General features: G+C 66.4%; 22 protein-coding genes. 9 read left to right on the top strand and 13 right to left on the bottom strand.

All coding sequences use genetic code 11. The features are described from left to right. Positions 1 to 44: 44 nt before the first annotated feature. The gene (locus QF047_RS09570) at positions 45 to 1,178 is read left to right on the top strand and encodes an aromatic acid exporter family protein (protein WP_307276062.1); all 1,134 of its coding nucleotides are present in this window, start codon (positions 45 to 47) and stop codon (positions 1,176 to 1,178) included. Between the two features lie 9 nt (positions 1,179 to 1,187). Here the strand turns inward: QF047_RS09570 and QF047_RS09575 are convergent, their stop codons facing one another. From QF047_RS09575 to QF047_RS09585, 3 genes are read right to left on the bottom strand one after another with little or no spacing between them, the layout of a single operon-like run. Beyond that, the gene (locus QF047_RS09575) at positions 1,188 to 2,099 is read right to left on the bottom strand and encodes a MaoC/PaaZ C-terminal domain-containing protein (RefSeq protein ID WP_307276065.1); all 912 of its coding nucleotides are present in this window, start codon (positions 2,097 to 2,099) and stop codon (positions 1,188 to 1,190) included. Next, positions 2,096 to 3,436, bottom strand: a complete 1,341-nt coding sequence (locus tag QF047_RS09580; protein WP_307276068.1) for a 3-oxoacyl-ACP reductase — start codon at positions 3,434 to 3,436, stop codon at positions 2,096 to 2,098. Before QF047_RS09580 ends, QF047_RS09575 begins: the two co-directional genes overlap by 4 nt. An 8-nt stretch (positions 3,437 to 3,444) precedes the next feature. After that, on the bottom strand, positions 3,445 to 4,806 hold the full coding sequence (locus tag QF047_RS09585; protein ID WP_307276071.1) for an acetyl-CoA C-acetyltransferase: 1,362 nt from the start codon (positions 4,804 to 4,806) through the stop codon (positions 3,445 to 3,447). A 61-nt stretch (positions 4,807 to 4,867) separates the two neighbouring features. On the opposite strand from QF047_RS09585, the gene QF047_RS09590 reads away from it, so the two are divergent. Both QF047_RS09590 and QF047_RS09595 read left to right on the top strand, forming a co-directional pair. Beyond that, a complete protein-coding gene (locus tag QF047_RS09590) occupies positions 4,868 to 5,557 on the top strand; it encodes a TetR/AcrR family transcriptional regulator (protein WP_373427758.1) in 690 nt (229 codons plus the stop codon). A gap of 96 nt (positions 5,558 to 5,653) precedes the next feature. Further along, positions 5,654 to 7,762 (top strand): acyl-CoA dehydrogenase, encoded by a 2,109-nt coding sequence (locus QF047_RS09595; protein ID WP_307276076.1) that lies wholly within the window; start codon positions 5,654 to 5,656, stop codon positions 7,760 to 7,762. Between the two features lie 80 nt (positions 7,763 to 7,842). On the opposite strand, the gene glgA is transcribed toward QF047_RS09595, so the two are convergent. Next, positions 7,843 to 9,048 carry a glycogen synthase gene (glgA, locus tag QF047_RS09600; protein WP_307276079.1) on the bottom strand — a complete coding sequence of 402 codons (1,206 nt, stop codon included), beginning with the start codon at positions 9,046 to 9,048 and terminating at the stop codon, positions 7,843 to 7,845. A 102-nt stretch (positions 9,049 to 9,150) separates the two neighbouring features. On the opposite strand from glgA, the gene glgC reads away from it, so the two are divergent. From glgC to QF047_RS09615, 3 genes are all read left to right on the top strand, one after another. Further along, positions 9,151 to 10,560, top strand: a complete 1,410-nt coding sequence (gene glgC / locus QF047_RS09605) for a glucose-1-phosphate adenylyltransferase (RefSeq protein WP_307276082.1) — start codon at positions 9,151 to 9,153, stop codon at positions 10,558 to 10,560. A 78-nt stretch (positions 10,561 to 10,638) separates the two neighbouring features. Then, positions 10,639 to 12,090, top strand: coding sequence for an SDR family NAD(P)-dependent oxidoreductase (locus tag QF047_RS09610; RefSeq protein WP_307276084.1), 1,452 nt, complete (start codon positions 10,639 to 10,641; stop codon positions 12,088 to 12,090). Positions 12,091 to 12,106: 16 nt separating this feature from the next. Further along, positions 12,107 to 12,574, top strand: a complete 468-nt coding sequence (locus QF047_RS09615) for a pyridoxamine 5'-phosphate oxidase family protein (protein WP_307276087.1) — start codon at positions 12,107 to 12,109, stop codon at positions 12,572 to 12,574. A 44-nt stretch (positions 12,575 to 12,618) separates the two neighbouring features. On the opposite strand, the gene QF047_RS09620 is transcribed toward QF047_RS09615, so the two are convergent. Genes QF047_RS09620 through QF047_RS09630 form a run of 3 tightly spaced genes read right to left on the bottom strand, consistent with a single transcriptional unit; the run spans position 12,619 to position 16,010 of the window. Further along, positions 12,619 to 13,470 (bottom strand): transglutaminase family protein, encoded by an 852-nt coding sequence (locus QF047_RS09620; protein ID WP_306633461.1) that lies wholly within the window; start codon positions 13,468 to 13,470, stop codon positions 12,619 to 12,621. After that, positions 13,467 to 14,393, bottom strand: a complete 927-nt coding sequence (locus QF047_RS09625) for an alpha-E domain-containing protein (protein WP_018761308.1) — start codon at positions 14,391 to 14,393, stop codon at positions 13,467 to 13,469. The genes QF047_RS09620 and QF047_RS09625 overlap by 4 nt, the downstream gene beginning before the upstream one ends. 60 nt (positions 14,394 to 14,453) lie before the next feature. After that, complete coding sequence (locus tag QF047_RS09630; protein WP_307281873.1) at positions 14,454 to 16,010, bottom strand: circularly permuted type 2 ATP-grasp protein; 1,557 nt, start codon at positions 16,008 to 16,010, stop codon at positions 14,454 to 14,456. A gap of 113 nt (positions 16,011 to 16,123) precedes the next feature. Between QF047_RS09630 and QF047_RS09635 the strand changes: the two genes are divergently transcribed. Next, positions 16,124 to 17,209, top strand: a complete 1,086-nt coding sequence (locus QF047_RS09635; RefSeq protein WP_373427759.1) for a YeiH family protein — start codon at positions 16,124 to 16,126, stop codon at positions 17,207 to 17,209. A gap of 34 nt (positions 17,210 to 17,243) precedes the next feature. Continuing rightward, positions 17,244 to 19,877, top strand: coding sequence for an aminopeptidase N (gene pepN / locus QF047_RS09640; protein ID WP_307276094.1), 2,634 nt, complete (start codon positions 17,244 to 17,246; stop codon positions 19,875 to 19,877). Positions 19,878 to 19,986: 109 nt separating this feature from the next. Here pepN and QF047_RS09645 read toward each other — a convergent pair whose 3' ends face one another. The 5 genes from QF047_RS09645 to QF047_RS09665 all read right to left on the bottom strand — a co-directional run bounded on the left by QF047_RS09645 (position 19,987) and on the right by QF047_RS09665 (position 24,036). Further along, on the bottom strand, positions 19,987 to 21,078 hold the full coding sequence (locus QF047_RS09645) for a biotin/lipoate A/B protein ligase family protein (protein WP_307276096.1): 1,092 nt from the start codon (positions 21,076 to 21,078) through the stop codon (positions 19,987 to 19,989). A gap of 128 nt (positions 21,079 to 21,206) precedes the next feature. Then, on the bottom strand, positions 21,207 to 21,464 hold the full coding sequence (locus tag QF047_RS09650; protein ID WP_018761303.1) for a type B 50S ribosomal protein L31: 258 nt from the start codon (positions 21,462 to 21,464) through the stop codon (positions 21,207 to 21,209). A 135-nt stretch (positions 21,465 to 21,599) separates the two neighbouring features. After that, positions 21,600 to 22,439 carry an RNA methyltransferase gene (locus QF047_RS09655; protein WP_306633453.1) on the bottom strand — a complete coding sequence of 280 codons (840 nt, stop codon included), beginning with the start codon at positions 22,437 to 22,439 and terminating at the stop codon, positions 21,600 to 21,602. 7 nt (positions 22,440 to 22,446) lie between these two features. Next, a complete protein-coding gene (locus QF047_RS09660) occupies positions 22,447 to 23,232 on the bottom strand; it encodes a sulfite exporter TauE/SafE family protein (RefSeq protein ID WP_306633451.1) in 786 nt (261 codons plus the stop codon). An 18-nt stretch (positions 23,233 to 23,250) separates the two neighbouring features. Continuing rightward, a complete protein-coding gene (locus QF047_RS09665) occupies positions 23,251 to 24,036 on the bottom strand; it encodes an ABC transporter ATP-binding protein (RefSeq protein ID WP_306633449.1) in 786 nt (261 codons plus the stop codon). A 245-nt stretch (positions 24,037 to 24,281) separates the two neighbouring features. Between QF047_RS09665 and serB the strand changes: the two genes are divergently transcribed. Beyond that, positions 24,282 to 25,175: a phosphoserine phosphatase SerB gene (serB, locus tag QF047_RS09670; protein WP_307276105.1), complete on the top strand. Its 894-nt coding sequence runs from the start codon at positions 24,282 to 24,284 to the stop codon at positions 25,173 to 25,175. Between the two features lie 148 nt (positions 25,176 to 25,323). On the opposite strand, the gene QF047_RS09675 is transcribed toward serB, so the two are convergent. Then, positions 25,324 to 26,088, bottom strand: coding sequence for an SDR family oxidoreductase (locus QF047_RS09675; protein WP_307276108.1), 765 nt, complete (start codon positions 26,086 to 26,088; stop codon positions 25,324 to 25,326). Positions 26,089 to 26,155 lie beyond the last annotated feature (67 nt).

A 26,155-nucleotide genomic window follows, 5' to 3' on the forward strand; every position in this document is an offset into this window, starting at 1 on the left:
TGCGCCTTTGTGGTTGCGGGACAAGGCGCCCTAGTGTGGGGCGGATGGGCAATTCTCGAGCACGTCCCACCATCCGATGGGCCAGGGGAACCCAATTCCTCAAGCAGGCAGTAGAAGGACTGTCCGCGGCGTTCGCTGCACAGCGACTGCAGTTGGCGTCGAAAGCGGCACTGGCAGCGGGCGTGGCATTTTTCATCGCCCCGCTGATGCCCGGCAGCGCGTCGCACTACGCCTACTACGCGCCCCTGGGGGCCTTGGTGGCGATGTACCACAACGTTGCTGGCTCCGTTCGGCAGGGCCTGCAGGCCCTCACCGGACTGGCCGTGGGCATCGGGCTCGCCGTGGTCCTGGTGAACATCGCGGACCCGTCACCCTTGACGGTGGCGATTTTTATGGGGATAGGAGTGCTGCTCGGCGGCTTGCCGGGCCTCGGTTCAGGCAGTGATTGGATTCCGACGGCGGCCCTGCTGGTCCTGCTGGTGGGCGGAAGCAACGCTGATGACTTTTCCTTCGGCTACCTGGTGCAGATGGGTGCGGGCGTCGCTGTGGGCATCGGCGTCAACTTCCTGGTCTTCCCCCCGCTCCACCTGCAGGCAGCAGCGGCGAGCCTGGATGACCTCCGCCTCGCTTTGGGCCGGCAGATGACGGACATGGGTACCGCACTGAAGGAAGAGTGGCCGCCCGAGCACGAAGAATGGTCCCACCGCTCCGACGAGCTGGCCACGGCCACCCGGTCGGTCCGGCACCTCGTCAAGGAAGCCGACGCCAGCCGGAGGGCCAACCCCCGGCGCCGGCTCCACCCCCGTGACATTGACCTCGACTACCGCAACCTTCGCCAGCTTGAACGGGTCACGTTCCACGTCCAGGACATGACGGACGTGCTCACTGACGTGATCTGGGAAAGCGACGTGCCGTACACCGTCCCGCTGCAGGACAACGTTCCCCTCGCCGACGCCATCACGGCAACCGGTGAACTGCTGGGCTCCTTCAGCATTGACGACCCGCAACAGCAGGCGGAACGCTTCAAGGCGGCCCACGCGGCGGTGGAAGCCTGCATGGCCGCCACCGCCGGGCGGGAGCTGGACCAGGGCGCCGTCCCTGCCTCCGAATCGATCCTCCTCAGCCTGCACCGGATCCTGCGTTCCGTCCGCCCCGGAACTGAGGCCTCGGCGTCGTGAAGCGAAAACCTAGAGCACGGCAACCGAGCCGCTGAAATGCCGGCGGCCCGAACGGGGGTTCCACGCTGCGAAGTCCGAACGCTCCCACGCCCCGGACGTTCCCTCGGCGCTGCTGATATCCAAGGCAACCCCGCAGGGCAGGAACACCGGCGCCTCAAAGTCGACATCCCAGGTGAAGGAATCACCGCGGACTGCACCGACATCTGCGAGCGCCCGGGAAGCCAGGTACATTCCGTGGGCGATTGAGCGCCGCATCCCCAACGCTTTCGCTGAAAGCACGCTGAGGTGGATGGGGTTGAAGTCACCGGACACAGCCGCATACGCCCTGCCAGTATCAACCCCAAGCTGCCACTGTGCTGTGGGATCGGGAGCCTTGAAGTCGGCACGCACGGGCGCGGGCGAGGGCTTGTCGATTCCCGGCAGGAAAACACCCTTGGCGAGATAGGTGGAGACACCTCGCCAGCAGGTGTCCGCCAGCCCGGCCCGGCGTACTTCGCTGACCACGTCCACCTGGGTACCGGCACGGTGGCCGCGCAGGTTTTCCACATGGGCCGTGACGTCCAGGGCGTCCGTGAAAAGCACCGGAGACCGTTGTTCCACACTGTTCCGGAGATGGATCATACCGAGCAGCGGAAGTGGAAAGTCGTCCCTGTTCATCACGCTCATGGCGAGGGGGAACGCGAGCGCGTGGATGAAGCCCGCCGGCAGGACGTCACTGGCGGTTTCACCAATGAGGTGCTGGTAGGCAGTCAGGTTCCCCACGTCCACAGTGACCCCGCGGACCTCGTGGCTCTCAGCCGGCAAGGCGGTACCGTCATGGGTCCCCAGCAGCCGCCGCCGCGCCGCCTGGGCTGCCGCATTGACGTACAGCTTCGAAAGCGACGGCATCTCGCCGAGGATGACCGGCTGCACGGGCATCATGCGCCCATCACGTATTGTCCGCAGACCCGCAGGGTTTCCCCATTGATGCCCCCGGCGGCGTCACTGGCGAGGAAGGCTATGGTTTCCGCTACGTCAGTTGGCTGGCCGCCCTGCTGGAGTGAGTTCAGGCGCCGGCCCATCTCCCGCAGCACCAGGGGAACCCTGGCTGTCATTTCAGTTTCGATAAAGCCCGGGGCCACGGCGTTGACCGTTCCTCCGTGGGCAGCAATGAGCGGGGCCGTGGCCCGGACCATTCCCATCACGCCTCCCTTGGAGGCCGCGTAGTTTGTCTGGCCGCGGTTTCCGGCAATGCCGCTGGTGGACGCCACGGAGACTATCCGGGGAGACGCGCGGAAGTGTTCCGACGCAAGCAGGGCCTCGTTGATCCGGAGCTGCGCGGCAATGTTGATGTCGATCACGGAACTCCAGCGGGACTGGTCCATGTTGGCGAGGAGTTTGTCCCGTGTAATTCCGGCATTGTGGACCATGATGTCGAGGCGACCGTGCCGCTGCGCGGCGTGCTCGAGGATCCGCTGCCCGGCGTCCTCCCTGCTGATGTCCAGCTGCAGGGCAGTGCCTTTGACCTGGTTGGCCACCTCGGCGAGGTGGTCGCCGGCTGCCGGGATATCCACCAGCACCAGTGTGGCGCCGTCGCGGTGCAGGGTCCTGGCAATTGCAGCACCAATACCCCTCGCTGCTCCGGTGACAACGGCGACCCGTCCAGCCAGCGGTTCCGCGGCGTCCTCCGGAAGTTCCCCCGCCGTCGTCGATACCGTCACGAACTGTCCGTCCACAAAGGCGGACCGGCCGGAAAGGAAGAACCGGACTGCCCCTAACGTACTGGGGCTGGTTGTCCCCACTTCCGGTCCCAGGAGCACGCCGTTGCCGGTGGCACCGGCACGCAGTTCCTTGGCCAGGGAGCGCAGGAACCCGTCCACCCCCTGCCGGGCCGCTGCCTGGGCCGGTGAGGAAGCGCCAGAGGCCGGCCGGGAGACGGTGATGATCCGGCCTCCCGGGCCGAGGTCCCGAAGGGAAGCCGCGGCCGTCAGAATGGGCTTCGCCAGGTCTTCAGGGCGTGCCACGTCGTCCAGCACCAGGATGATGGCGCCGAGCTTCTCCCTTGGAACGGCGTGCCTCCTGACGTCGAGGTCCCAGGAGAGCAGTTCGGCGGCCAGGCTGTCAGCGCCGGGCGTGTCTCCCTGGACCACGATGGGGCCGGTGACCAGCGGCTGGCCGGGCTGGTACCGGCGGAGAACGGCAGGTTGGGGCAGCCCCAGCTTCTTGGCTACGTTCCTGCCCAGGCCGTGGTTGACGAGTTGTGCGTACTTGTCAGTCATCGGAGCCCCTACAGTGATTCCAGAATCGCCGCGACGCCGAGTCCGCCGGCCGCACAGACCGAGACCAGCCCCCGTGCGGGACGGCCTTCCGAGCTGGCCTTGGCGTGCAGGGCCTTGGCAAGCGAAGCGACGATCCGGCCGCCGGTCGCGGCGAAGGGATGGCCGGCAGCGAGGGAAGACCCGTTGACGTTCAACCTGGACCGGTCAATGGTTCCGAAAGCGCCTTCCAGGCCCAGCCGTGTCCGGCCGAGGTCTTCGTCCTCCCATGCGGCGAGCATGCTCAGGACGGTGGACGCGAAGGCTTCATGGATCTCGAAGAAGTCAATGTCCGCCAGGGTGAGCCCCTGCCGGGCGAGCAGCCTGGGGACGGCGAAGACCGGTGCCATCAGCAGGCCGTCCTTGCCGTGCACAAAGTCCACAGCGGCAGCTTCGGCATCCACCACGGCTGCCAGTTTGGGCAGGTCCCGGGCGTCGGCCCACTCTTCCGAGGCGAGCAGGACGGTGGAGGCGCCGTCGGTCAGCGGAGTGGAGTTGCCGGCCGTCATGGTGGCATTGGCGCCAAGGTTCTTCCCGAAGACAGGTTTCAGCCCCGCGAGCTTGTCCAGTGACGTGTCAGCACGCAGGTTCCCATCCCGGGTCAGGCCCCGGTACGGAGTGGTGAGGTCATCGAAGAACCCGGCGTCGTAGGCCGCTGCGAGGTTCCGGTGGCTGTTGAGCGCCAGTTCATCCTGCGCCTCACGGGAGACCTTCCACTGGGAGGTGGTGAGCGCCTGGTGCTCCCCCATGGAAAGACCTGTGCGGGGCTCGGAGGTTCCGGGAGCCAGCGGAGCAAGGTCTTTGGGCCGCAGGCGGCTGAGGATCTGCAGCCGCTGGGGAAGGCTCCGGGCCCGGTTGAGGTCCAGGATGACTTCGCGGAGCCCTTCGCTGACCACCACGGGTGCGTCGGAGGCGGAGTCGACACCGCCCGCGATTCCCGAGTCGATCTGGCCCAGCTTGATCTTGTTGGACAGGCCCACGACGGTCTCAAGCCCCGTTGCGCAGGCCTGCTGGAGGTCATACGCGGGTGTTTCGGGTGACAAGGCTGAGCCCAGGACTGCTTCGCGGGTGAGGTTGAAGTCCCGGGAGTGCTTCAGTACGGCGCCCGCGGCCACTTCCCCGATCCGCTCGTCCTGCAGGCCAAAGCGGGCGATCAGCCCGTCCAGAGCCGCCGTCAGCATGTCCTGGTTCGAAGACTTGGCGTACGCACCGCCGGCCCGGGCAAACGGGATCCTGTTACCGCCAACGATGACTGCCCTGCGGAGCCCAGGGGCGGAAGCTGCGGCGGGAGTGCCGGACTCGGGTCCGGTGGTGGTCTGTCCGTCAATGGACATGGGTATCTCCTCGGGTCACGTACGGTTACCGATACCCAGCGTACCTGATACGCTGGGTATCGTGAACATCCAGCAAACCGGTTCCTCCCCTGTATCCGATGCCGCCGGCGCCGACGGCCGCTCGTCACGCTGGCAGAGCCACCGGGAGGAGCGGCGCCGGGAACTGATCAAGGCAGCCCGCCGGGCCGTGCACGCACTGGGCAGCGACGCATCGATGGAGGACATTGCGACCGCCGCAGGTACGTCCAAGTCCGTGTTCTACCGCTACTTCGGTGACAAGGCAGGACTCCAGCAGGCGGTGGGCGAGGTTGTCCTCAGCCAGATGCAGCACCGGATCCGGGAGGCCGCGCAGAGCGCCGACACACCCCGGGAAGGACTGCTGGCCATGGTCACCGCCTACCTCCAGATGGCCAGCACAAGTCCCAATGTCTACACCTTTGTGACCCGCCACGCCGCCGACACGGACGCCGCCCAGGAGACCGATGCAGGGTCTGCCGCGCTGGGACACTTCTTTGAAGCCATCGCCGAAATGATCGCCACTCCTATGCGCTCCCACCTGGGCGACGGCAAGGAAGCGGTTATTGGCTACTGGCCCAAAGCCGCCATTGGCATGGTGCGGAACGCGGGCGAGCAGTGGCTCAGCACTCCGGCCTCCCCCGCCAAGCCCGGGCAGGAAGTGATGGCGCGGCAGATTACAGACTGGCTCTGCGTCGGCATTGCCCCTGAACTGTCCCCGTCCACGCGGACATAACGAATCCACTGCCACCCCCCCGGGCTATTGCACCGGTGGCTTTCATGAGCCGCAGAACCCCCACCCATCTGTCAGCACCCAACAAAGGACTACGACATGACTGAACTAGTGGACCGTCCCGCACGAAGAGGGCCGCGCCCCGCAGCGGCAGCTGCTGCCTCCCGAGCAGCTGAAGCACAGCCCGCCGTCGACGTCGACGCGCTGGGTGAACAACTCCTGGGGAAGTGGGCCGCAATCCGGCGCCAGGCCCGGACCCTTGCGGCACGTCCAGAGCTGCACAAGATCGAGGGACTTCCGCACACCGAGCACCGCATCAGGGTGTCCGGCCAGCTGAAGTACCTGGTGGAGAACGAGGCAGTCCACCGCGCGTTCCCGGAGTCGCTGGGTGGCGCCGATGACCATGGCGGAAACATCGCGGGCTTTGAGGAACTCGTGGTGGCGGATCCTTCGCTGCAGATCAAGGCAGGTGTGCAGTGGGGGCTCTTCGGATCCGCAGTGATGCACCTCGGCACGGCTGAGCACCACGCCAAGTGGCTCCCCGGCATTATGAGCCTTGAGATCCCCGGCTGCTTTGCCATGACCGAGACTGGACACGGCTCCGACGTTGCCAGCATTGCCACCACCGCTACGTTCGATCCCGCCACTGACGAGTTCGTGGTGCACACTCCGTTCCGCGCAGCGTGGAAGGACTACATCGGCAATGCCGCGATTGACGGCCTGGGCGCCGTGGTGTTCGCCCAGCTGGTTACCCGGGACGTCAACCATGGAGTCCATGCGTTCTACGTGGACCTCCGCGACCCGGAAACCGGGGAGTTCCTGCCCGGCATCGGCGGGCAGGACGACGGCATCAAGGGCGGCCTCAACGGGATCGACAACGGCCGGCTGCACTTCACCGGGGTACGCATTCCGCGGACCAACCTCCTGAACCGCTACGGCAACGTTGATTCCGACGGGGCCTACAGCTCCCCGATCGCCAGCCCCGGCCGCCGCTTCTTCACCATGCTGGGAACCCTGGTGCAAGGCCGCGTGTCCCTTGACGGTGCGGCCGTGGCAGCCTCCAAGGTCGCCTTGGCAGCTGCCATTCAGTACGCCACCGAACGCCGCCAGTTCAACGCCTCCTCGCACACCGAAGAGGAAGTGCTGCTGGACTACCAGCGCCACCAGAAACGCCTGTTCACCAGGCTGGCCACCACCTACGCGGCCGGCTTTGCCCACGAGCAGCTGCTGCAGAAGTTCGACGACGTCTTTTCGGGCGCCCACGACACCGACGAGGACCGCCAGGACCTGGAAACCCTCGCGGCCGCACTGAAGCCGCTCAGCACCTGGCACGCGCTGGACACCCTGCAGGAATGCCGGGAGGCCTGCGGCGGCGCCGGCTTCCTGATCGAAAACCGCTTCGCCTCATTGAGGGCGGACCTGGACGTGTACGCCACCTTCGAAGGCGACAACACCGTGCTGCTGCAGCTCGTGGCCAAGCGGCTCCTGGCGGACTACGCCAAGGAATTCCGCAGTGTGGACTTCGGTGTGCTGGCCCGGTATGTGGTGGGACAGGCTACCGGGGCGGCCATCCACCGCACCGGCCTACGGCAGGTAGCCCAGTTCGTCGCTGACTCCGGATCAGTGCAGAAGGCTGCCATCGCCCTCCGCGACGAGGAAGGCCAGCGCGCGCTGCTCACCGACCGGGTGCAGACCATGGTGGCTGAGGCCGCAACAGCGCTCAAGGGCACGGGGCGGTTGTCGCAGGAGAAGGGCGCCGCCCTGTTTAACCGGCACCAGAACGAACTGATCGACGCTGCGCAGGCCCATGCCGAACTACTCCAGTGGGAGGCCTTCACGGAGGCGCTGGGCGATATTGCGGACCCCGGCACCAGGACGGTCCTGACCTGGCTGCGGGACCTGTTCGGCCTGTCCCTGATCGAGAAGAACCTGTCCTGGTACCTCATGAACGGCCGCCTCTCCATGCAGCGCGGCCGGACCGTGGGCGAGTACATCAACAGGCTGCTGGTGAAAATCCGCCCGCATGCCCTGGACCTTGTGGACGCTTTCGGGTATGGCGAAGACCACGTGCGCGCAGCCATCGCCACCGGCGCGGAGAAGGAACGGCAGGAGGAGGCGCGCGCCTACTTCCGCAGCCTGCGGGCGAGCGGCAAGGCGCCCGTGGACGAGAAGCTCCTGCTGGCGCGGACCGCCGGGAACCGCGTTTGACCGTCTCCCAACGGCAATAACGACGACGGCGCCGCCCATCTCGGGAGGTGGGCGGCGCCGTCGTGGTTTGCCTGGAAACGCTAGCTCTGCGCCGGAAGTACGGAGCGGTACACCTCAAGCGTGGTTTCCGTGATGGACTCCCAGGAGAAGTGCTTTTCGGCGCGCGCCCGGCCGGCCTGCCCCATAGCGCGGGCGCGGGCCGGATTCGAGACGACCTCGGTGAGGGCGGCAGCGAATTCCGTAACGAACTTTTCCGGGTCCAGGGGTGTACCGGTGCCGTCGGTGACCTGCTCCAGTTCCACCAGCAGGCCGGTCTGGCCGTGCTCCACCACCTCGGGAATGCCGCCGGTGGCACTGGCGACCACGGCGGCGCCGCATGCCATGGCTTCCAGGTTCACGATGCCCAGCGGTTCGTAGATGGACGGGCAGGCAAAGGCGGTGGCGTGGCTGAGCACCTGGATCAGCTCGTGGCGGGGCAACATGCGCTCGATGAGCACCACGCCGGTGCGCTCGCGCTGCAGGTCCTCAATCAGCCGGGCCGTCTCGGCGGCCAGCTCCGGGGTGTCGGCGGCCCCCAGGCACAGGACCAGCTGGACGTCGGCGGGGAGCTTTGCTGCCGCACGCAGGAGGTAAGGGACCCCCTTCTGGCGGGTGTTGCGGCCCACGAACACCACACTCGGCTTGTCCGGGTCGATGCCCAGAGCGCGGATGGCGTCATCATTTTCGTCGCGCTGCCACAGCTCGACGTCGATGCCGTTGTGGACCACGCGGACCTTCGCCGGATCAACGTTCGGGTAGCTCCGCAGGATGTCCTGCCGCATACCCTCCGACACGGCGATGATGGCGGCGGCGGCCTCGTAGGCCGTCTTTTCCACCCAGGAGGACAGGGCGTACCCGCCGCCGAGCTGCTCCGCCTTCCAGGGGCGCAGCGGCTCCAGGCTGTGGGCGCTGAGGACGTGCGGAATGCCGTGCAGCAGGGACGCCAGGTGCCCTGCCATGTTGGCGTACCAGGTGTGCGAATGTACAAGGTCCGCGCCTTCAACATCGGGGACGATCCGCAGGTCCACCCCGAGCGTCTGCACGGCCGCGTTGGCTGTCCCAAGGTCCTCGGGCACCGCGTAGGAGGTCACCGCCGCGCCATGATAGTCGGCGTCGCGGGGAGCACCAAAAGCACGAACCTGCAGGTCAACATGCTTACTAAGCACCCTGCTCAATTCGGCCACGTGGACCCCGGCGCCACCATAGATCTCGGGCGGAAACTCTTTAGTCACAATGTCTATTCGCACATGACCCAAGGTAGTCCTTCACGCATAACTGTTCTAGTGTGAAGGAGTCCGGGCATGCCGGACTGTCTTGGGGAGTTACGAAGGCGTACAGGAGCGACCATTATGCCGTTGAACAAAAGAGTCCTGGCCATTGTCCTCGCCGGCGGCGAGGGAAACAGGCTGATGCCACTGACGGCAGACCGGGCCAAACCCGCCGTGCCCTTCGCGGGAAGTTACCGCCTGATCGACTTCGCCCTGTCCAACCTGGTGAATTCCCGTTATCTGCAGATCGTTGTGCTGACCCAGTACAAGTCGCACAGTCTTGACCGCCACATCTCCGAGACGTGGCGTATGTCCACCCAGCTCGGCAACTACGTGGCTTCTGTTCCTGCCCAGCAGCGCGTGGGCAAGAGCTGGTTCCTGGGCAGCGCCAACGCCATCTACCAGTCGCTGAACCTCATCCACGATGCCAACCCGGACATCGTTGTAGTGGTCGGCGCCGACCACGTCTACCGCATGGACTTCGCGCAGATGGTGGCCCAGCACGTCCACAGCGGCGCCAAGGCAACAGTTGCGGCCGTACGGCAGCCCCTGAACATGGCCAACCAGTTCGGCGTGATCGAAGTGGACCAGAACGATCCCCAGAAGATCGCCGCCTTCGTCGAAAAGCCCGCCAGCACCCCCGGACTGGCGGCGGACCCGTCACAGTTCCTGGCCTCCATGGGCAATTACGTCTTCGACGCCGACGCCCTGGTCGAGGCGCTGCACGTGGACGCCGAGCGCCTGGACACCAAGCACGACATGGGCGGGGACATCATCCCGTACTTCGTCAACCAGGGCGAGGCCGGCGTCTACGACTTCACGCTGAACGACATCCCCGGCTCCACCGAGCGTGACCGCACCTACTGGCGCGACGTCGGCACCATCGACTCCTTCTACGACGCCCACATTGACCTCATCTCCCCGCTGCCGGTCTTCAACCTCTACAACTCCGAGTGGCCCATCTACACCCGCCAGAGCATCTCGCCGCCGGCCAAATTCGTCCGCGGCAAGAACGACACCGTGGGCACCGCACTCGACTCAATCGTTTCCAGCGGTGTGGTGATTTCAGGCGGAGTGGTGGAAGGCTCGGTCCTTTCCAACGACGTCTTCGTGGGAACCAGCAGCCGGGTCATCGATTCCGTCCTGATGGACAAGGTCCAGATCGGCGAAGGGGCAGTGATCAACCGCGCCATCATCGACAAAAACGTCAAGGTACCGGCCGGTGCTGCCATCGGCCTGGACCCGGACCTGGACCGCGCCCGCGGTTTCAAGGTCACCGAATCGGGAATCACCGTGCTCTCCAAGGGCCAGGAAGTCCCCGAGCCGGATGAGGCGGAGCGCCAGCTCGCTGCGAATAACCTGCACCTCGTGCCGAACGCCGTCAAGGCCGCCGTCGAGAAGTACCCGAGTGTGCGCGAATCGGTGGACAAAGTGGCCGAACGGCACGCTGAGGCCGCAGCGGACGCTGCACCCGCCGCACGCATTTCCTGAGCGTTCCTCCCGGGGACTCCCCCGCGGCCCCTGCGACGGTGGGGTCCGCGGGGTGTCCCAGGCTGTAAAATCAGTACAATGAGCTTCCCCGATCTGACGCCTGAGGAAATCCAGGCATGCCTCAAGGTCCTCAACACGATCCACGCCTATGACGAGGAGCACCCGGACTACATCTCGGTGCGCCGCGCCACCGGCAAGATGTTCAAAGCCGTCAAGAGGCACCGCCGGGTCAGCAAACGCGACCTGATTTCCGAGGCTGACCGGGCAGTCATCGCCCTGACGGCCACCGCCGCGCCGGACCGGATCGACGATGAAACCCGCGGGAACAAGCTGGCCCCCTCGGCCACCGGCAAGGTGGCCGGGCACCTCATCCGGTCCCGCCCCTGCTACATCTGCAAGCAGCACTACACCCAGGTGGACGCCTTCTACCACCAGCTCTGCCCGGAGTGCGCCGTGTTTAACCACGCCAAACGCGACGCCCGCACCGACCTGACCGGCCGCCGTGCCCTGCTCACCGGAGGGCGTGCCAAGATCGGGATGTACATCGCGCTCCGGCTGCTCCGCGACGGTGCGCACACCACCATCACCACCCGGTTCCCCAAGGACGCCGCGCGCCGGTTTGCAGCTATGGAGGACAGCGGCGAGTGGCTGCACCGGCTCCGGATTGTTGGCATCGACCTGCGCGACCCAGCCCAGGTCATGGCCCTGACCGACTCCCTCAACGAGGCCGGGCCGCTGGACATCATCATCAACAACGCCGCCCAGACCGTCCGCCGGTCCGGCAACGCCTACAAGCCCCTGGTGGACGCCGAGGACGAGCCGCTGCCTGCCGCCTTGGAAGCGGCCAACGGCGGCCCCGAGCTGGTGACCTTCGGCCATGCGCACGACAAGCACCCGCTGGCCCTGGCGAGCAGCGTGACCGAGCATCCGGTCCTCGCTGGGGATGCCATCACCTCGCTGGCCCTTTCCACCGGTTCGGCTTCGTTGGAGCGGATCGCCTCCGGGACGGCGATCGACGCCGGCGGGCTGGTTCCGGACCTGGCCACCATCAACAGCTGGACGCAGGTGGTGGACGAGGTGGATCCGCTGGAGATGCTCGAGGTCCAGCTCTGCAACGTCACCGCTCCGTTCCTGCTGGTCAGCAGGCTGCGGCCGGCCATGAAGCTGTCCACGGCGCGGCGGAAGTACATTGTGAACGTCTCGGCCATGGAGGGCCAGTTCTCCCGCGCCTACAAGGGCCCCGGCCACCCGCATACCAACATGGCCAAGGCTGCGCTGAACATGATGACCCGGACCAGCGCGCAGGAGATGCTGGAGACTGACGGCATCCTGATGACCGCGGTGGATACGGGCTGGATCACGGACGAGCGCCCCCACTTCACCAAGGTCCGGCTGATGGAGGAGGGCTTCCATGCGCCCCTGGACCTCGTGGACGGAGCCGCACGCGTCTACGATCCCATCGTGATGGGTGAGAACGGCGAGGACCAGTACGGGGTGTTCCTCAAGGACTACAAGCCCAGCCCCTGGTAGGCGTAAGCTCAGCGGCATGAGCGGCGAGACATCCCCTGAGGTACAGAATCTGGAACACCACGAGTGCTGGGCCATGCTGCGGACGGTCTCCGTGGGCAGGCTCGCGGTCATGGCCGACGGACGCCCGGACATCTTCCCCATCAACTACACAGTCGACGGCGGGACGCTCGTCTTCCGCACCGGCGAGGGCACCAAGCTGGGCGGCGCCTCGAAAGGCGCCGCGGTCGCACTGGAAGCCGATGGCGTGGATCCGGACAGCGGGCTCGCCTGGAGCGTGGTGGCCAAAGGCACAGCCGACGTCGTCACCGGCACCGAACAGGTGATGGACACCGCCAGGCTGTACCTCTTCCCCTGGCAGGCGGGGAAGAAGGACGCGTTCGTCAGGATCACACCGGACAGCATTACCGGCCGCCGGTTCAAGGTGACCGAGCCGCTCACCTGGTGGACCCAGCTCAGCGGCGCCACCAAGGCGTCACCGGAGTAGGAACGGGGCCTGCCTGGCCCGGCCGGGCAGGCAGCCCTTAAAGGTCAGGCGAGCTGCGTGATTTCCACGCTGACATTCAGCGCCGAGCCGCCCCCGCCGGACAGGATGCCCTTCAGCGGGGGCACGTCACGGTAGTCCCTGCCCCTGGCCACGGTGACGTGGAAGTCCCCGGCGGGCTTGTGGTTGGTGGGGTCCCAGCTCCGCCAGTCGCCGTCCCACCACTCCAGCCAGGCGTGCGACTGCCCGGCAACGGTCTCGCCGATTCCCGCGCTGGAGCGCGGGTGCAGGTAGCCGGACACATACCGGGCCGGAATGCCGCAGCTGCGCAGCGAACCGATGGCGAGGTGGGCGAGGTCCTGGCACACCCCCTTGCGCTGGCCCCAGGCCTCCTCCGCGTTGGTGGTGACGGCGGTGGAACCCGACATGTACGTCATCTCCCCGCGCATCCACTCAAACACCGCCATAGCAGCGTCGTGCGGGTTCTTGCCTTCGACCACGCCCGGGATGATGCCCAGGACTTCGTCGCCGGGACCGCTCAGCCGGGACTGGGGAAGCCAGTCGCTGTAGGTGTTGAGCGTCTCGGGTGAAGCCAGGACGTCCCAGCCGGCAATGTCCGACTCGGAGGGGATCTTCTCCGCCCGGTGGACTTCCACCGTGATGTTGGAGACCACCTCGAGGTGCTCATGCGGCATCTGCATGTCGAACGCCGTAACCCTGGTCCCCCAGTAGTCGCGGTAGGTGCTGACGGCCGCCTGGGACGGGGAGACCTTGACCACCGATTCCAGCACCACCTGCTGGGAGTCGGTGAGCGGCGTCATCCTGGCCTCGTTGTAGGACAGGGTGACGCGCTTGTTGTACTTGTAGGCCGTCTTGTGAACGATACTCAGCCGGGTCATGAAACTTCTCCCACCCAGGCCAGTTCGTCCGCCTGATTGAAGTACTTACGGGAAATGGCGTCCGAGGCCTGGGACACTGCCTTCTGCACACGCTCCATGTGTTCCGGCAGTTCGGACATCAGGTCGTCCGTGCGGTGGAACTCAAGGAAGGTGCGGGCCTGGCCCACAATGCGGCGGGCGTCATTGATGAAGCCCACCCGCTGCGCGGAGGGATCCAGTTTGGCCAGGCACTCGTCCGCATCGCGCAGGGCATACACGATGGACCGCGGGAACAGCCGGTCCAGGAGCAGGAATTCGGCGGCATGCTGGTCACCGAAGGCTGCCCGCCGGGTGCGCAGGAAGGACTCGTAGGCACCGGCGCACCGGAGCATGTTGACCCAGGACATTCCTGCGGACAGGACGTCACGGGTGGAAAGCATCCGGGCGGTCATGTCGGCCCGTTCCAGCGAGCGTCCGAGCACGAGGAACAGCCAGCTTTCGTCGTGGCTTACGGTGGTGTCCGCAAGACCGCTCACCATGGCCGTGCGTTCCAGCGTCCAGTTGCAGAACCGGTAGGTGCCCACCACGTCCTTGCGGTGCTGGCTCAGCCCGTAGTACGTGGTGTTCAGGCTCTCCCAGAGGCCGGACGAAACGGTCTCCCTGGCCCGGCGGGCGTTCTCCCGGGCAGCGCCGAGGGACCCCGCGATGGAGGTGGCACTGGTTTTGTCGTAGGCCAGGGCGTGGAGCAGCTCGGGCAGGCCGAAGTCTTCGCTTTGCGGGCGTGCGCCCATCACTGCCAGGAGCTCCTGGGCCACGCTTCTGCGTTCCTCCATGGGGAGGTGGTTCAGGCGTTCCAGGTGGACGTCAAGGATGCGGGCGGTGCCGTCGGCCCGTTCCACATACCGGCCGATCCAGAAAAGGGATTCGGCAATACGGCTAAGCATTCGCGGCTACCTCCTGCGGGCCCGAAACTGTAAAAGACATTGGCTCGTTAGCGGCCGTGCTCACTGCTGCTGCTCCGTCTGGCGGTCACGCCAATTGCTTTCCACCGGCCACACGGACACGCGTTCGCGGACCGAGATGGAGGGCCGCGGCACGGTTTCCACGGGCACCTGCGGCGAGTCCGCCAGGACCCAGGTGTCCTTGGAGCCGCCGCCCTGGCTGGAGTTCACAATCAGCGAGCCTTCTTTCAGGGCCACGCGGGTCAGGCCGCCGGGCAGCACCCAGACGTTGTCGCCGTCGTTCACTGCGAAGGGGCGCAGGTCCACGTGGCGGGGCCCGAACTTGTCGCCGCTCAGCGTGGGCACCGTCGAAAGCTGCAGTACGGGCTGTGCAATCCAGCCCCGGGGGTCGGCGATGATCCGCTGGCGCAGGGCGTCCAGCTCGTCATTGGAGGCGTCCGGTCCGATCACCAGGCCCTTGCCGCCGGAGCCGTCCACCGGCTTGACCACGAGTTCGGAGACATTGTCCAAGGTGTACTCCCGCGCTTCCTTCTCTTCAAGGCGGTAGGTGTCCACATTGGCGATGATGGGCTCCTCGCTGAGGTAGTAGCGGATCAGGTCAGGGACGTAACTGTAGACGAGTTTGTCGTCGGCAACGCCATTGCCCACGGCGTTGGCGATGGTCACCCCGCCCGCCCTGGCCGCGTTGACGAGTCCGGGGCAGCCCAGCATCGAATCGGCGCGGAACTGCAGCGGGTCCAGGAAGTCGTCGTCGATCCGCTTGTAGATGACGTCAACGCGCTGCTCACCGGCCGTGGTGCGCATGTACACGCGGTTGCCGCGGCAGATGAGGTCGCGGCCCTCCACCAGTTCAACACCCATGAGGCCTGCCAGCAGGGTGTGCTCGAAGTAGGCGCTGTTGAACACGCCGGGCGTGAGGACGACGACGGTGGGATCGTCCACACCGGCGGGGGCGGTTTTGCGCAGGGCCGAGAGGAGCCGCCGGGGGTACTCCTCCACCGGCCGGATGAGCTGCTGGCCGAAGGCCTCGGGCAGGCCCTTGGCCATGGCCCGCCGGTTCTCCAGGACGTAGCTCACGCCGGACGGGACGCGCACGTTGTCCTCCAGCACCCGGAACGTGCCCGCGGCATCGCGGACCACGTCGATACCGGAGATGTGCACCCGGACGCCGCCGGCCGGCTCAAAGCCGTGGACCTGGCGGTGGAAGTGCGCACTGGTGGTCACCAGCTGCCGCGGGATCACGCCGTCGGACACTACGGTCATTTTGTCGTACACGTCGTTGAGGAACGCCTCGAGTGCGCGCACGCGCTGTGCCACGCCGCGCTCCAGCACATCCCATTCCGCCGCGGGGATGACGCGGGGGACGATGTCCAGCGGGAACGGGCGCTCCTCACCGGCGAAATCAAAGGTGACACCACGGTCCAGGAAGGTGCGGGCCATCGAGTCGGCGCGAGCGCTGACATCGGCGAGGGAAAGCTTGCGAAGCGCGTCCGCCACCTGCTCATAAGAGCTCCGGGCCTGTTGTCCGGGGGCGAACATCTCGTCGTAGGCTCCGGTGCGGCCGGCGGCCACGGAGTAATCCTGGAATAGGTCTGACATGTCCTCAAGCCAACCATCTTTTTGTTTCGAATTCATTACTGCCATCCATTCTGGCGTGTTGGCGGACGCCGCCTGGTTCGTGGATTCCGCAACTTTTCCGGCACAGTAGGTGAGTGCCAGTCAGCAGAAGCCTCCCAGCCCCCGGTCAGGGACTTCCCGAACGCGCTGACCGGCTGATCCCGGGCCTGGCTACTGCGGCCGTCGCGCTGGCCGCGGCTTTCCTCGTCCACCGGCTGGTTCCCGTGCTTCCTGCCATGACCCTGGCCGTCGTTTTGGGCGTCCTGGCAGCCAACCTGCCCGGCGCCGGGGTGTGGACGGCCGGCAGGGCCCGGCCGGGGCTGGACTTCGCGGGCAAGCACCTGATGCGCGGCGGGATCATCCTGTTGGGGTTGAAGGTGAGCATCATGGACGTGCTGGGACTGGGCTGGCTTGCCCTGGTCCTGATCGCGGGGGTGGTCGCGGCCAGTTTCGGCGGGACCTACCTGATCTCGCGGCTGTTCCGGCTGCCGCCCGTGACCTCGCTCCTGGTGGCTACGGGGTTTTCGATCTGCGGCGCTTCCGCCATCGGTGCCATGGCCGCCATCCGGCGGATCCGGCACGTGGACACCGTCCTGCCGGTGGCGCTGGTGACACTGTGCGGGACGCTTGCCATCGGCGTCCTGCCCCTGTTCGTCCATCCGTTGCAACTCTCCCCGGCCGCTTTCGGCGCCTGGACGGGCGCTTCGGTGCACGACGTCGGCCAGGTGGTGGCCACGGCGCAAACTGCAGGGACCGCGGCACTGGGCGTCGCCGTCGTGGTTAAACTCACCCGCGTGCTGCTGCTGGCGCCCGTGGCCGCCATAGCCGGTGCGCACCAGCGGTTCGCCGTGCGGGACCGGGCAGGCGCCGGGGAAGGCGCGGCGGCAGACGCGGAGGCGGGCGATGCAGAGGCCAAGCTTCCGCCGGTGGTGCCGTTGTTTGTCCTGGGCTTCATCGCCATGGTGGGCCTGCGCTCCACGGGTTGGCTCACCGCGGGGTGGCTGGAGGCAGGTGCGGCGCTGCAGGACATCCTGCTCGGCGCCGCGCTGTTCGGCCTGGGATCGGCGGTCCGGATCCGTACGCTGCTGCTCACCGGCGGACGGGCGCTCCTGGCAGCCCTTGCATCCTGGCTCCTGATCGCCCTCCTGGGGCTGGCGGCCGCCCTGCTGATCACGGCGTGATTTTGGACACCAGCCCCCGTGATTAGATAGCTGCGTGTCACATGAGAATCTGCAGCGCGCCGAAGCTGCCGCCCGGTCAGCCCTGATCAGCACCACCAGTTACGACGTCTCGCTGGACGTGCGGCAGGCGCCGGATCCGGAGGTTGCCGCATATCCAACCCGCAGCGTGATCAACTTCACCGCACAGCCGGGCGGCTCCACCTTCCTGGACTTCATCGGCAGTGACGTGCACAGCGTGTTCCTGAACGGCAAGGGACTTCGCGTGGCGGACGTGGTGGACGGCGCCAGGATCAGGCTGGACAACCTGCAGGACGAGAACCAGGTGACCGTCACCGGAACAGCCGTTTACAGCCGCTCCGGCGAGGGGATGCACCGGTTCGTGGATCCCGCGGACGGCCAGTGCTACCTCTACACGCAGTACGAGCCGGCAGACGCCCGCCGGGTCTTCGCCAACTTTGAACAGCCCGACCTCAAGGCCACCTACACCTTCCACGTGATGGCGCCCGCGCACTGGCACGTCGCCTCCAACGGGGCGGAGGTCAACCGCACCCTCCTCACCAGCGACCCCGACACGGCACGCTGGGATTTCGCCACCACCGGGCCCATGTCCACGTACATCACCACGGTGCTCGCCGGCCCCTACTTCAAGGCGGAGGACCGCTGGCAGGCAACGCTCGACGACGGCACCTCCCTGGACGTCCCGCTCGCCCTCTACTGCCGGGCATCCATGGCGGATTCCTTCGACACCGACGAGCTGTTCCGGCTGACGAGGAACGGGCTGGACTTCTTCAACCGGCTTTTCGACTACCCGTACCCCTGGGGCAAGTACGACCAGGCTTTTGTGCCCGAATACAACCTCGGCGCCATGGAGAACCCCGGCCTAGTGACCTTCACCGAAAGCTACGTCTTCACCTCCCGTGCCACCGATGCCCAGTACCAGGCCCGGGCCAACACCCTCATGCACGAGATGGCGCATATGTGGTTCGGCGACCTGGTGACCATGCAGTGGTGGGATGACCTGTGGCTCAAGGAATCATTTGCCGACTACATGGGCACGCTGGGTGTGGACCGGGCCACCGGCTGGGACACCGCCTGGGTCAACTTCGCCAACAAGCGCAAGGCCTGGGCCTACGTCCAGGACCAATTGCCCACCACCCATCCCATCGTCGCGGACATCCCGGACCTTGAGGCCGCCAAGCAGAACTTCGACGGCATCACCTACGCCAAGGGCGCCTCGGTGCTGAAGCAGTTGGTGGCTTACGTGGGCTTCGAGGCCTTCATCGCCGGGTCCCGCGCGTACTTCCGCAAGCACGCGTACGGGAACACGTCCCTGGCGGACCTCCTGTCAGCACTGGGCACCGCCTCCGGGCGGGACCTGGCCGGCTGGGCGCAGCAGTGGTTGCAGACCTCGGGTATTTCCACCCTCTCCCTGGAGTTCGCTCCCCTTGCCACAGCAAGGGACGACGACGGCGTCCCGGGCCAGGTGGTCATCGTCCAGGAGGCCACCGATCCGGTGACGGAACGGGAAGAGCTGCGGCCGCACCGGCTGCGCGTGGGTTCCTACGACTTCGACGGCGACGGCGCCTTGGCGCGGACCGGAAGTTTCGAAACAGACGTGACGGGTGCACGAACGGAGCTCCCCCAGCTCGCCGGCAAGCCGCGGCCCGCGCTCCTGCTGGTCAACGACGACGACCTCACGTACGCGAAGGTCAGGCTGGATGCGGCATCTGAGGCAACAGTCCGTACGTCCCTGGACCGGATCGCAGATCCCATGGCCCGGGCCCTCTGCTGGACTGCACTGTGGAACTCGGCCCGGGACGGCGAGAGCCCGGCGGTGCGCTACGTCGATGCCGTGGCCGCCTTCGCTCCGGCTGAAACCGGAATCGGTGTGCTGCTGAACATTCTCGACAACGCAAGCACCGCCGTCGAACGCTACACGCCTGCCGTGGAGCGGGCTGCCGTGCGGGCCTCCTTCCTGGCCGCCGCGGCCGCCGAACTGGAGCGGGCAAGGCCGGGCTCGGACCAGCAGTTGGCCTGGGCGCGGACGCTCGTAACCCTCAGCAGGCACAACGACTCAGTATTGCCCAGGCTCAAGGGCCTGCTGGACGGGACAGCTCCGGTGGAAGGCCTGGCAGTGGACGCCGAGCTGCGCTGGCACATCTGGCATGCCCTGGCGGCAAACGGCCAGGCAACGGCCGCTGAGCTGGACGCCGAGCTGGCCCGGGACACCACGGCATCGGGACGCGCCGGCCACGCTACAGCGCTCGCCGCCCGCCCAGATCCGGACGTCAAAGCCGCGGCATGGAACGCGGCAGTGCACGGCAACGAACTCTCCAACCAGTTGCTGACCGCCACCATCAACGGGTTCATAACAGCCCCGGCGGAACTGCTGGAACCGTATGTGGCGCCGTACTTTAACTGCCTGCGGGCCGTGTGGGACGGGCGGAGCATCGAGATCGCCAGCCGGATCGTCCGGGGCCTCTACCCGCTGGCACAGGACCTGGCGGACGGGGCCGATCCGGCGGAGCATCCGGTGATGAGGCGGACGGACGAGTGGCTGGCCTCGAACGCGGACGCTCCCCGGGCGCTGCGCAGGATCATCATCGAGCAGCGCAGCCACCTGCTGCGGGCACTCACCGCGCAGGCCGCCGGTTCACCTGCCGGGTAAGTTTGCGGATTTGTACCGTCCTGCGCAGTGAAGCCCCGCCTCGGTGCGCAGGGGCAGTCCCTGCTCACCGAACCGACGCTTCACTGCGCTCCTAGGTACAGCGTCGGGCTCAGGGAACCCGGCGGAGCCATTCCTCAGTGCCGAACTTCGTGGCAACGCGCTCGCGGGCAGTTTCCAGTTCAGCCGCTGTCAGCTCCGACGGCGTGGCACCATACCGCTCGGCGAAGACTTCCATCATGGCCGCGATAATGTCCGCGCGGGCCAGGCCGGTCTGGCGGCGGAGCGGGTCCACCCGCTTCTTCGCGCTGCGGGTGCCCTTGTCCGAGAGCTTTTCCTTGCCGATGCGGAGCACCTCCACCATCTTGTCGGCGTCGATGTCGTAGCTCATGGTGACGTGGTGCAGCATGCCGCCGTTGGCCAGTCGCTTCTGGGCAGCCCCGCCGATCTTGCCCTGGTCCGTGGCGATATCGTTCAGCGGCACGTAAAACGCGGTGATGCCCAGTTTCTCCAGGGCCGCCATAACCCAGGCGTCCAGGAACGGGTAGGAGTCAGCGAAGCTGAGTCCGTCCACCAGGGTCTGCGGCAGGTACAGCGAGTAGGTGATGCAGTTGCCCGCCTCCATAAACATCGCTCCCCCGCCGCTGATCCGGCGGACCACTTTGATGCCGTGCTTCGCCACACCGTCCGGGTCCACCTCGTTGCGGTAGGACTGGAAACTGCCGATCACCGTTGACGGTTCCTGCCAGTCCCAGAACCGGAGGGTGGGGTTGCGGCGGCCGGCGCCCACCTCTTCGGTGAGGACCTCGTCCAGGGCAACATTGATTTCGGTGGGCAGGACCGTGGGTGCGATCAGGGTCCAGTGGTGGTCCGCCCAGGACGTGGCTTTGGCCAGGGCGCGGCGGACTGCGATGGCCACGGCGTCGGCAGAGAAGCCGAACAGGGCGGCGTTGGGAGGCAGTGAAGCCGTGACGACGGCGGCAAGCTCGGCCGCCGTCGCGCTCTCCGGCAGTCCCGTGAGGCCGCCGTTGATGTCCAGGAGTGCCTCGTCCGGCTCGAGGAAGAAGTCCCCGCTGACTGAGACGTTGGCCAGCCGGGCGTCGACGACGTCCAGGTCCACCACCACCAGCTTGCCGCCGGGGACTTTGTACTCACCGTGCCGGCGGGAAACGGAATCAGCTGCTGGAGATGGCGTGGCGGTCATGGCTCCCATCCTGCCCCAGGAACGTGCCCCGGCGCCAAGCCGCCGCAGCCCGGGCGGCTGCTGTTAACGCGGAAAGCCCGCACCGTCACCGGTGCGGGCTTTCCCTGTGAAGCTTGGGGGAAAGTAAATTACTTCTTGCCGCCGAAGCCCTTGAAGCGAGCGTTGAAGCGCTCGACGCGGCCTGCGGAGTCCATGATGCGCTGCTTGCCCGTGTAGAACGGGTGGGACTCGGAGGAGATTTCGACGTCGATGACCGGGTAGGTGTTGCCGTCTTCCCACTCGATGGTCTTCGAGGAAGACACGGTGGAGCGGGTCAGGAACTTCGTGCCGGAGGCCAGGTCGTTGAAAACAACAGCTTCGTACTTCGGGTGGGTATCAGACTTCATAATGGGACCTTTGTTCGCACAACTGGATTTTGCCAGCTGCCAGGTATGAATGGGATGGCCGCAATCCGCGCCAAGAGACGCAGGACGGCCAGCTATCAATAATAGCGGATAACCAGGGTGCCAGCGAACCGCGCGTCAGCGCTCATTGCGTGCTTGGTTCTTGTCCTGATCGCGGGGACGCAACTCCCAGAACGCGACGGCTGACGCGGCGGCCACGTTGAGGGAGTCCACACCGTTGCGCATGGGGATCTTAACGGCGAGGTCGACGGCGGCGAGCGTTTCGTCGCTCATGCCGGCGCCTTCGGTGCCAAGCACCAGGGCAAGTTTCTCCGGGTTCCGCGCGGCCACCTTGTCCACGTCCTGCGCATCGTCGGTCAACTCCAGGGCGGCCACGGTGAAGCCCTGGTCCTTGAGCAGGTACAGGTCCTGCGGCCAGTTGCTGAGCCGGGCCCACGGTACCTGGAAGACCGTGCCCATGCTCACGCGGACACTGCGGCGGTAGAGCGGGTCTCCGCACCGGGGCGACACCAGGACGGCGTCGATGTCCAGGGCGGCGGCTGACCGGAAGATGGCGCCCACGTTGGTGTGGTCCACGATGTCCTCAAGAACGGCCACCCGGCGCGCGCCGGCCAGCAGTTCCGGCAGCGGTACAGGTTCAGGACGCTGCATGGCCGCCATGGCACCGCGATGGAGATGGAAACCGGTAATCTCCTCCAGCAGTGCGGCCTTGCCGATGAAGGCGGGTACGTCGGGGTAGGCACCGAGGATGTCTTGCAGGTCCTCCAGCCACTTCTCGGCCAGGAAGAAGGACCGCGGCTGGTGCCCTGCGGCAAGCGCGCGCCGCAGCACGCGGGATGATTCAGCGATGTACATGCCCTCGGCAGGTTCCCGGAGCTTCCGCAGGTGCACGTCCGTGAGCTGCGTGTAGTCGGAAACGCGGGGATCCGCGGCTGACTCAAGATAGTGGATTGTCACCGGGAGATTATTTCAGCAGATTGGTGATCATGAAGCCGAGGGCCACCAGCCCCAGGACGAAGATCACCCCGCGCAGCACCGTGGGTGACAGCCTGCGCCCCACCTTGGCCCCCAGGAGTCCGCCAATGCTGGAGCTGACGGCAATCAGCAGCACCACGAGCCAGTTGATCCGGTCGAACGCGAACAGCAGGTAGGAGATGGCGGCCACCAGGTTCACTCCGAGCACCAGGATGTTCTTCATGGCGTTCGCGTTCTGGATGGTGCCCGTAAGAAAGATTCCCAGGATACCCACCAGCAGAATCCCCTGGGCAGCCACGAAGTAGCCGCCGTAAACACCGGCAAGGTAGACCAGCACCACCAGGAGGAGACCATGCCGCTTGTCCCGAACGGCGTGCTCCGGGTTCGCCTCGCGGTTGCGGACCCAGGCCTGCATGCGGGGCTGGAACACCACCATCAGCAGGGCCAGGACCAGCAGGACCGGGGCCACGTAGTGGAAGACCTTCTCCGGCAGGTGCAGGAGCAGCCAAGCACCTGAAATGCCGCCGAGGAGGGACGCCGGCAGCAGCCTCAGCAGCTGGCGGCCGCGGCCCTTCAGTTCCCGGCGGTAACCGAACGCCCCGGCAGCCGTCCCGAAAACGAGGCCCATGGCGTTGCTCATTGAAGCAACCACGGGTGTGACGCCCAGGGCGATGAGGACGGGGAATGTCACCAGCGTGCCGGAGCCCACCACGGCGTTGATGGTGCCGGCCCAGAGGCCGGCGATGGACACAAAAATACTGCTGAGAAGATCCAAGGTGCTGCGGTGCCGCCTTTAGCGGCGGGCGACGGCGGTGTACCGGCCGGCGTTCTCGGTCATGTCGAGCTCCAGCCCAAAAGTCTCGCTGAGGTTCCCGGCCGTCAGCACCTCGGTGATGGGGCCCGCCGCAACCACGCCGCCGTCGCGCAGCAGCATGGCGTGGGTGAAGCCCGGCGGAACTTCCTCGAGGTGGTGGGTCACCAGGACCATAGCGGGCGCGGCCTCGTCACGGGCCAGTTCTCCGAGCTTGTGGACAAGTTCCTCACGGCCGCCGAGATCCAGGCCGGCGGCCGGTTCATCCAGCAGCAGCAGTTCGGGATCGGTCATCAGCGCGCGGGCGATCTGGACGCGTTTGCGCTCCCCTTCGGAGAGGGTGGCGAAGGTGCGGTTCAGGAGGGGGCCCATGCCCCAGTCGTTGAGGAGGCGGAAAGCCCTGCGCTCGTCGTCGCGCTCGTATCCCTCGCGCCAGCGGCCCGTCACGCCGTACGCGGCGGTGACCACCACGTTGAGGACGTTCTCGTGTTCGGGAATCTGGGTGGCGAGGGCGGCAGAGGAAAGCCCGATGCGGGGGCGGAGCTCAAAGACGTCAACCCGGCCCAGGATCTCATCGAGGATTCCTGCTGTGCCGCTGCTCGGGTGCATCCGGGCGGCTGCGATCTGGAGGAGTGTGGTCTTGCCGGCACCGTTGGGGCCGAGGATCACCCAGCGTTCGCCGTCGTTGACCTGCCAGTCCACTTTGTCCAGCAGGGTCTTTTTACCTCGGACAACGCTGACGGAGTCCAGTTCCAGAACATCACTCATAGGAGTAGACACTAGGACAAAAAAGAGGCTGACTGATAACCGGTGTGACCAGCCCAACTACGCAAATTCAGGCGGAAAAGACTGGATACGGTCCCGGGAGCCGCACCTGGAGCGCTGGCCATGGCTATCGCACGCTTTCCCGTCGTGGTCCTCGATTGTCCCGACCCAAAATCCTGGCAGAGTTCTATCGCGGCGGGACGCCTTGAATTCAAGGGACCGCTCCCCCGAAAGCTAAGATTGCAGGCATGACTTCGAACGTGACTGCGGTCAGCTATGGCCTGAATATGACCCCTACCGGGCTGGAGCAGCTGCGTTCCGTCCTCAGCTCCCGTGGCGCCAAGGTGCTCTCGGAAAACAGCGCCGGGGACGGGCGCTACCAGGTCCAGGTGGCCGCGCTCGAACTTCCCGACGCCACCTCGGCAGGCCTGGCCGGGCTGCGCCATGCGGTCGCCGAAGCCTCGCTCAGCGGATTCGACACCGCGCTGGTTCCGAACGGTCTCCGCTCAGCCGAACGGAAGCTGCTGATCATGGACGTCGATTCCACCCTGATCCAACAGGAGGTCATCGAACTCCTCGCCGCCTATGCCGGCAAGCGCGAGGAGGTGGCCGCTGTTACTGAAGCTGCCATGCGCGGGGAACTGGACTTCGCCCAAAGCCTGCACGCCCGGGTGCAGGTGCTTGCGGGGCTGCCGGCCGACGTCGTCCATTACGTCCGCCGGGAAGTGAAACTCAGCGAAGGCGCGGCCGAGCTCGTGGCTGCCTTCAAGGCCGCAGGGCACGTGGTGGCAGTGGTGTCCGGCGGGTTCAACCAGATCCTGGAGCCGATTGCCGCTCAACTGGGCCTGGACTACTGGCAGGCGAACGAGCTGGAGATCGTGGATGGCGCCCTGACGGGCAAGGTGCTCGGCGCCGTGGTGGACCGCGCGGCGAAAGAAAAGTACCTGCGCGAGTGGGCGGCAGCCGAAGGCATCGCCCTCGAGCACACCGTGGCTGTGGGCGACGGTGCCAACGACCTGGACATGCTCGGTGCTGCCGGGATCGGCGTCGCATTCAATGCCAAGCCTGCTGTGCGCGCCGTGGCTGATGCCGCCATCAACATGCCGTACCTCGACGCCGTCCGCCACGTCGCCGGGGTCTGACATCTAGCACCCGGCTTAACCGCGAGATGGGCCCACGCCCGCAGGGTTCCCTGACCGGGCTTGCGAGGTTAGGGGCCGGGCGGGGACGTCGCGGCAGCGTCCGAAGGGAACATTGCCGCGACGTGCCATCTCGCGTTGTGCAAGGAGCCTAGCTGGCCGGCTGGCCGGCGCCCTTGCCGAAGTAGTCGGCACCGCCGGCGTACTCGGTGTGGCCGGATTCGACGTCGGCTGTGACCATGCTGGCCACGACCGCGGCGAACTCTTCCACGGAGTACAGCTTGCCGGCTTCAGCCCGCCGCGCCTCGATGGCGCCCGGGGTGGAGCGGTCCAGGAGCGTTGCGGTGACGGTGCCCTCGATCATGTCGCCGGAAACCACCACCAGGGTGATGCCCTTCTCGGCAAGGTTGGGGATGAGTTCACGCAGGGCGTCTTCCCCGGCGCGCTTGCTGCGGGCCACCGGCTCGTAGGCCTCCATGGTGGGCACCGTGTTGATGAAGTGGGCCTGGTGGCTGGTGACGAACACCACGCGCGAACCTTCCTGCATCAGCGGCACGGCGGCGTTGAGCATGTTGACCTGGGCGTCGCGGTTCAGCTTGAGCGCGTAGTCCTCGCCCATGCCGGATTCCATGCCGCCGGAGGCGTTCAGCACCAGGATGTCCAGCGATCCGAAGTTCTCCATGGCGGCGGAGGCGAGGGCCTGCACGCCTTCCTGGGTGGTGAGGTCCGCGCCCACGGCCACGGCGCGGCCGCCCGCAGCTTCAATCCCCTGCACCACTTTGTTGGCGCGCGGTGCCTTCTGGCGGTAGTTCACCACGACGGCGGCGCCCTGGCCGGCGAGGATCCTGGCCACGTCTGCGCCGATGCCGCGTGATGATCCGGTAACGATGGCGGTCTTGTTGTCGAGCAGTCCCATATGAGCTCCCTTTGTTCGAAACGTCTAAATCGCTGATGGTCTGGAGTCCATCATGCCAGCGGGTGTT

The organism is Arthrobacter sp. W4I7 (genome assembly GCF_030816215.1).
Taxonomy (GTDB): Bacteria; Actinomycetota; Actinomycetes; order Actinomycetales; family Micrococcaceae; genus Arthrobacter; species Arthrobacter siccitolerans_A.